6 protein-coding genes are annotated in these 6000 nt (G+C 68.6%); 4 read left to right on the forward strand and 2 right to left on the reverse strand.

The features are described 5' to 3' along the window. Positions 1 to 203 precede the first annotated feature (203 nt). From HNP98_RS18285 to HNP98_RS18300, 4 genes are all read left to right on the forward strand, one after another. Entirely contained in the window at positions 204 to 1592 is a 1389-nt protein-coding gene (locus HNP98_RS18285; protein WP_173811625.1) for an MFS transporter, read from the forward strand. A gap of 231 nt (positions 1593 to 1823) precedes the next feature. Beyond that, positions 1824 to 3050 carry a glycoside hydrolase 100 family protein gene (locus tag HNP98_RS18290; protein ID WP_173811626.1) on the forward strand — a complete coding sequence of 409 codons (1227 nt, stop codon included), beginning with the start codon at positions 1824 to 1826 and terminating at the stop codon, positions 3048 to 3050. Positions 3051 to 3308: 258 nt separating this feature from the next. Then, positions 3309 to 4208 carry a carbohydrate kinase family protein gene (locus HNP98_RS18295; protein WP_173811627.1) on the forward strand — a complete coding sequence of 300 codons (900 nt, stop codon included), beginning with the start codon at positions 3309 to 3311 and terminating at the stop codon, positions 4206 to 4208. Positions 4209 to 4249: 41 nt separating this feature from the next. Next, positions 4250 to 4963: an RluA family pseudouridine synthase gene (locus HNP98_RS18300; RefSeq protein ID WP_173811628.1), complete on the forward strand. Its 714-nt coding sequence runs from the start codon at positions 4250 to 4252 to the stop codon at positions 4961 to 4963. A gap of 5 nt (positions 4964 to 4968) precedes the next feature. Here the strand turns inward: HNP98_RS18300 and HNP98_RS18305 are convergent, their stop codons facing one another. Further along, positions 4969 to 5145, reverse strand: coding sequence for a hypothetical protein (locus HNP98_RS18305; RefSeq protein ID WP_173811629.1), 177 nt, complete (start codon positions 5143 to 5145; stop codon positions 4969 to 4971). A gap of 143 nt (positions 5146 to 5288) precedes the next feature. Next, positions 5289 to 5960 carry a hypothetical protein gene (locus tag HNP98_RS18310; protein WP_173811630.1) on the reverse strand — a complete coding sequence of 224 codons (672 nt, stop codon included), beginning with the start codon at positions 5958 to 5960 and terminating at the stop codon, positions 5289 to 5291. Positions 5961 to 6000: the final 40 nt, after the last annotated feature.

Here is a 6000-nt window from a genome sequence, read left to right on the forward strand (position 1 = left end):
GAACGTCATGCCGAGCGCAGCCGAGGCATCTCGCGTGCGTAGTTGCACCGATTGGGTTACTGCCGCACGCGAGATGCCTCGGCTGCGCTCGGCATGACGGGCAAAAATGAATCTGCAAACAGTTTTTCAAATGCCAAGCGGCAGGCAGAGCAAGCTTTATGCCTCCAAGCTGTTGCCCAGCCCCAATCTTTAACTCAATACTTATGGCCCTTTCCGCCGCTGCCGTGCCCACCACCGCCAACCGCCTGGCGGCCCTGCCCTTCGGGCGCATCCTGAGCATGAACGTGGGCTTTTTTGGTTTGCAGTACAGCTTCGGCTTGCAGCAGACCAACATGAGCCCCATTTACACCTACCTGGGGGCCGACCCCGACAAGCTGCCCTACCTGTGGCTGGCCGGGCCCCTGACGGGCCTGCTGGTGCAGCCCATCATCGGGGCCCTGAGCGACCGGACCACCAGCCGCTGGGGCCGGCGCACGCCGTACTTCATCGCGGGGGCCATCATTTGCAGCGTGTGCCTGCTGGTGATGCCCTTCAGCCGGGCGGTGTGGATGGCGGCGAGCATTTTGTGGATTCTGGACGCGGCCAACAACGTGACGATGGAGCCCTACCGGGCCTTCGTGAGCGACCAGCTGCCGGCCGAGCAGCACGCCACGGGCTTCCTCACGCAAAGCTTTTTCACGGGCCTGGGCATCACGCTGGCCAACTTCACGCCCTCGGTGCTGGTGTACTTTGGCTGGGTGAGCGCCACGGCCCGCAGCTCGAACAACATCCCCTACACCACCTACGTGGCGTTTTTCATCGGCGGGGTGGTGTCAATCGGGGCCATTCTGTACTCGGTATTCAAAACGCGCGAGCAGCCGCTGGACGCGGCGGCCGTGGCCCGCATCCGGGCCACGCCGGGCGGGCTGGGCGGGGCCCTGCGCGAAATTGGCGAGGCCCTGCGCGACATGCCCCGGCCCATGCGCCAGATGGCCCCGATGATGCTCTTCAGCTGGTACGGCATTTTTTGCTACTGGCAGTACATCACCCTCTGCCTGGCCCGCACCGTGTACCACACCGCCGATGCCCACTCGGCGGGCTTCGCGGCCGCGCAGCTCCTCACGGGCCGCGTGAACGGCACGTACAACATCGTCACGTTTTGCAGCGCCTTTGCCCTGGCGGCCCTGGCCCGGCGGCTGGGGGCCCGCGCCGTGCACCTGCTGAGCCTGGCCGCCGCCGGGCTGGGGCTGCTGGCGCTGCCGGGCTTCGCCGAGCCCGCCCAGCTGCTGTGGCCCATGCTGGGCCTGGGCATCGGGTGGGCCAGCATGATGGGCACCACCTACGCCCTGCTGGCCAGCAGCATCCCCAAGGCCCGCACGGGCGTGTACATGGGCATTTTCAACCTGTTCATCGTGGTGCCGATGCTGCTGCAAACGCTGTCCTTTTCCTGGGTGTACCGGCACCTGCTGGCCGCGCGGCCCGAAAACGCCATCCGCCTGGCCGGGGCCCTGCTGCTGGCCGGCGGCGTGGCCGTGCTGCTGGTGCGCCCGCCCAGCACCAGCGCCCTCGATTTGGAAGAATCGTTTCCCGGCGAGCCCGCTTTGGGTTCGTGAAGAAAGGGAAGGAGAAAAGCAAGAGTTGGTATACTCGTTTCAAAATGATTTGTAAAAAAGAACGTCATTCCGAGCCTGCCGAGGAATCTCGCGTGCGCCGCCTGCGAATCGTTCAACGAAGCACGCGAGATTCCTCGGCAGGCTCGAAATGACGTTCTTTTTTGGGCGCTAGCGCTACGCTGCGAGCTATTAACTCTTTATTTCCAACCCAACGCCCTTATCCGCTTACCCATGCAGCCAACGGTGACCGAACTACCGCCCGAAACCGCCGAGGCCACCCGGCAGGCGCTGGCCTTGCTGCGGGCCGCCGCCACCCCGGCCGGCTTCGTGGCCAGCCCCACCGACGTGGCCAATTACCAGCGCGTCTGGACGCGCGACGGCGTGATTACCGGCCTGGCCGCGCTGCTCGCGGGCGACGAAGGCTTGCGGCCGACGTTCCGGGCCACGCTGGTCACGTTGTTCGACCACCAGCACCCCACCGGCTTTTTCCCTTCCAACGTGACGCCCGCCACCGACCGGGCCAGCTACGGCGGCAACTGCGGCCGCGTGGACAACGTGAGCTGGGCCGTGATTGGGCTGCTGCACTACGCCCACTTCGCCCCCGACGGCCCGGCCCTGGCGGCCGCCTACCTGCCCCGGGTGGAGCGGGCCTTTGCCGTGCTCGACGCCTGGGAATTCAACGGCAAGCACCTGGTGTACGTGCCCCAGAGCGGCGACTGGGCCGACGAGTACGTGCAGCACGGCTACGTGCTCTACGACCAGCTGCTGCGCGTGTGGGCCCTGGAGCTGGCCGGCCGCCACTTCGCGCACGCCGCCTGGACGGCCCAGGCGGCCGTCATCCGGCAGGTTATCCAGCGCAACTACTGGCCCGACCCGGCCCGCGACCCGGCCGAGCTGTACGCCCCCAACCTCGTGCACCAGTTGCGCGACGCCCCCACCGGCTACTGGCTGATGGGCTTCAACCCGGCGCGGGTGTACGCGCAGTTCGACCTGGCGGCCAACGCGCTGGCGCTGCTGCTGAAAATTGGCACCCCCGCCCAGGACGCCGCCCTGCGCGGCTACCTGGGCCAGCGCCTAGCCGCGCTGCCCGGCCTGCTCCCGGCCTTCGACCCCGCCATCGAACCCACCGACCCGCTGATGGCCGAGCTGGTGGACAACTACGCCTACGAGTTCCGCAACCACCCCCACGAGTTTCACAACGGGGGCCTGTGGCCGGTGTGGAACGGCTGGCTGGGCGCGGCCCTGTTCCAGCACCGGCCCCCCGCGCCGGGGCCCCTGCTGCTCGAGCGCCTGGTGGCCGCCAACCGCCTCAACCCCACCGACCCGGCCCGCTGGGGCTTCTACGAGAACCTGCACGGCCGCACCCAGCAGCCCATCGGCGTGCCCTACTGCACCTGGAGCGCCGCCGGCTGGCTCCTGGCCGAAGCCGCCGCCCGGGGCCGGCACCTGCTTACTTAGCCCGCGCCCCGGCCCCCCGCTCGACCAGCGGGCGGCCCCCGGCCGGCTTCGGCCCCAATATCAGCTAGCAACCAACAACTTATACTAGTTTTCAAATTAATGTGCCGGCAGTGACGACGGCGTGTAGATACGGAGTGGCACTCCGTTGCCGCGCGAACGCCAAACGGAGTGCCACTCCGTTCTACCGCACCGGGTACCCCGACCCGAAAACCGCTCTAATACCCAACAGCTCTCAGCTCACCCAAAGCCCCTTCTATTGTGACCACTGCTACCCCAGCTTCCGGGGGCCTGCTCGCCATCGGCGAGGCCCTGATTGACATCCTCACCACCGATTTTGTGGGCGACTTGTCGCAGGTGACCACCTTGCAGGCCGTGGCCGGCGGCAGCCCGGCCAACCTGTGCCGCTTCGTGCAGCACTGCGGCGGCGCGGCCCGCCTGGTGGCCGCCGTGGGCCAGGACGGCCTGGGCGAAATCCTGCTGCGCAGCCTGGTGGCCGCCGGCATCAGCACCGAGCACGTGGCCCAGCTGCCCGACCGCGCCACCAGCATCATCGTGGTGGGGCGCAGCCGGGCCACGCCCGCTTTCATCCCCTACCGCAGCGCCGACCGCTACCTGCCGCCCGTGGACGCCGCCCTGCTGGCCGGGGCCGCCGTGGTGCACACCACCGCCTTCGCCCTCAGCCGCCAGCCGGCCCAGCACCGCATCCTCGACGCGCTGGCCGCGGCCGCCGCCCAGGGCATCCCCGTATCGGTGGACTGGAACTACGCCGAGCCCATCTGGCGGCGGGCCGACAACGCCGCCGCCGTGTGGCAGCAGCTGCTCGCGCACCAGCCGCTGCTCAAGGTCAGCCTCGACGACGTGGCCCGCTTCACCGGGCAGGCCGAGCTGGGGGCCGCCGCGGCCAAGGCTTTTTTGCAGGACGTGCCGGCCCGGGCCCTGTGCCTCACCTGCGGGGCCGCGGGCGTGTGGTACCGCGCCGCCGGGGGCCCCTGGCAGCACCAAGCGGCCGCGCCCGTGGCCGACATTAAGGATGCCACCGGGGCCGGCGACGCCTTTTGGGCCGGCTTTCTCACCGGCTGGATGCAGGGCCGCGGCCTCGACGACTGCGTGGGGGCGGCCCTGGCCGCGGCGGCCCGGCGGCTGGGCGGGCAGCTGTAGGGGCGGGCCCCGGGCGGGGCGGCGGTATCTTTGGGGCGATTATGAAGCTTCCGAATTTCGCCGACCTGGTCCTGTTTGAAACCGACGACTACCTGGTCGTCAACAAGCCGCCCTTTCTGGCCACCCTCGACGAGCGGGTGGGCGGGGCCCCGAACCTGCTGCGCATGGCCCGCCAGCACCACGACGACATCCAGGCCGCCCACCGCCTCGACCGCGACACCAGCGGGGCCCTGGCCTTCGCCAAGCACCCCGAGGCCTACCGCCACCTGGCCATGCAGTTCGAGAGCCGCGAGGTGAAAAAGCAGTACCACGCCGTGGTCTGGGGCACCCCGCAGCTGGAGCACCAGCTGGTGGACCGCCACATCGAAACCACCACCCGCGGCAAGGCCCGCCTCGCCTACAAGGGCAAGGAGGCCGAAACCTACTTCACCACCGTGGACGCCTACGCCCGCCACGCCCTCGTGCTGGCCGAGCCCGTGACCGGCCGCATGCACCAGATTCGGCTGCACTTGCAGTACCTCCAGGCCCCCATCGTGGGCGACGGCATGTACGGCGGGGAGGATTTTTTCCTTTCCTCGCTCAAAAAGAAGTTCAACCTGAAGGAGGGCGAAACCGAGCAGCCGTTCATCAAGCGCTTCGCCCTGCACGCCCTGCGCCTGCAATTCGCGGGCCTCGGGGGCGAGGAAATCACGGTGGAGGCGCCCTACCCCAAGGATTTCCGGGTGCTGGTGGACGTGCTGGCCCAGAACCGGTAGGGCGGCTACCGCACCCGCTCGAACACGGCCAGCCGCGTGGTGTCGTGCTCCGGGTGGCGGGGGTCGCGCGGCAAGGCCCCTTCCCAGCGCGGGCGCAAGTGAGGGTCGGCCCGCAGCTGGGCCCGCGATAGGTGGGCTCCGTGGCCGCTAAACCAGTCGTCCCACACCACGAGCGTACCCACGGGCAACTGCTCGGTGTGGGCCCGCCCCCCTGCACGGCGCTGAGGTGGGCTTTGGGGTCGAACGGGTCGTTGTGCATGGCCAGGGCCACGTAGGAGTACTCGTAGGCCAAGGGCCGGGCGGCCGGGCCGTCGGTTTTCCGCAGCTAGGTGGTGGCCTGGTTGGCCAGCTGCTGGTCGGGGGCCACGCCAAAGTCGCGCTGCCAGCGGAAGGCGGTGCGGGCTCCTGTAAATAAAAACACGACCGCTGCTCCCATCAGCCCCGCGCGGATGCGGCGCTGCCCCCCGGGCGTCCGGCCCAGCGCCGCGGCCCAGTCCAGGCCGTTCAGGGCCACCACGGCAAACAGCGGCGCGGTGACGGCCAGCACCCGCGTCAGGCCGAAGGAGTTGAACAGCCCTTCGGCCCAGAAAATGGTGTGGGCCAGCACGAACACCGCAATGTTGCCGTACACCAGCAGCAGCTCGGCGCGGAACCGGGGCGCTTGGCGGCGGGCCCGCCGCAGGCAGCCGAGCGCCATGCGGGCCCCGCCCAGCCCCGCCAGCCCCGCCAGCACCCAACCCAGCAAAGAAGGCAGGGCAAAGACGAAGGTGGTCCAGGGGCCGTGCCCGTAAACCGAAGTGGTGGCGTAGGGATTGTGCCCGAACACCCAGCCCGGCTCGCCGAACACCGCCGCACCCACCGCGCTGTACACCGCGTAGCCCAGCCCCAGCAGTGGCAGGCAGCGCCACTGCCGCTGCCCCACCAGGTACACCACCCAGATACCTAAGAGGGTATAGGATAAATCAATCGTCAGGTTTGGATATTGCCCGTTTAGCAAGTCGTCTGAGCATTAAGTTGCTAAGACAGATTTTAATCCA

It is taken from the genome of Hymenobacter caeli, from assembly GCF_013294115.1.
Taxonomy (GTDB): domain Bacteria; phylum Bacteroidota; class Bacteroidia; order Cytophagales; family Hymenobacteraceae; genus Hymenobacter; species Hymenobacter caeli.

Coding starts and splice junctions, on each gene's coding strand:
- HNP98_RS18300 (WP_173811628.1), top strand. CDS start 4,250: ATGAAGCTTCCGAATTTCGCCGACCTGGTCCTGTTTGAAACCGACGAC.
- HNP98_RS18290 (WP_173811626.1), top strand. CDS start 1,824: ATGCAGCCAACGGTGACCGAACTACCGCCCGAAACCGCCGAGGCCACC.
- HNP98_RS18285 (WP_173811625.1), top strand. CDS start 204: ATGGCCCTTTCCGCCGCTGCCGTGCCCACCACCGCCAACCGCCTGGCG.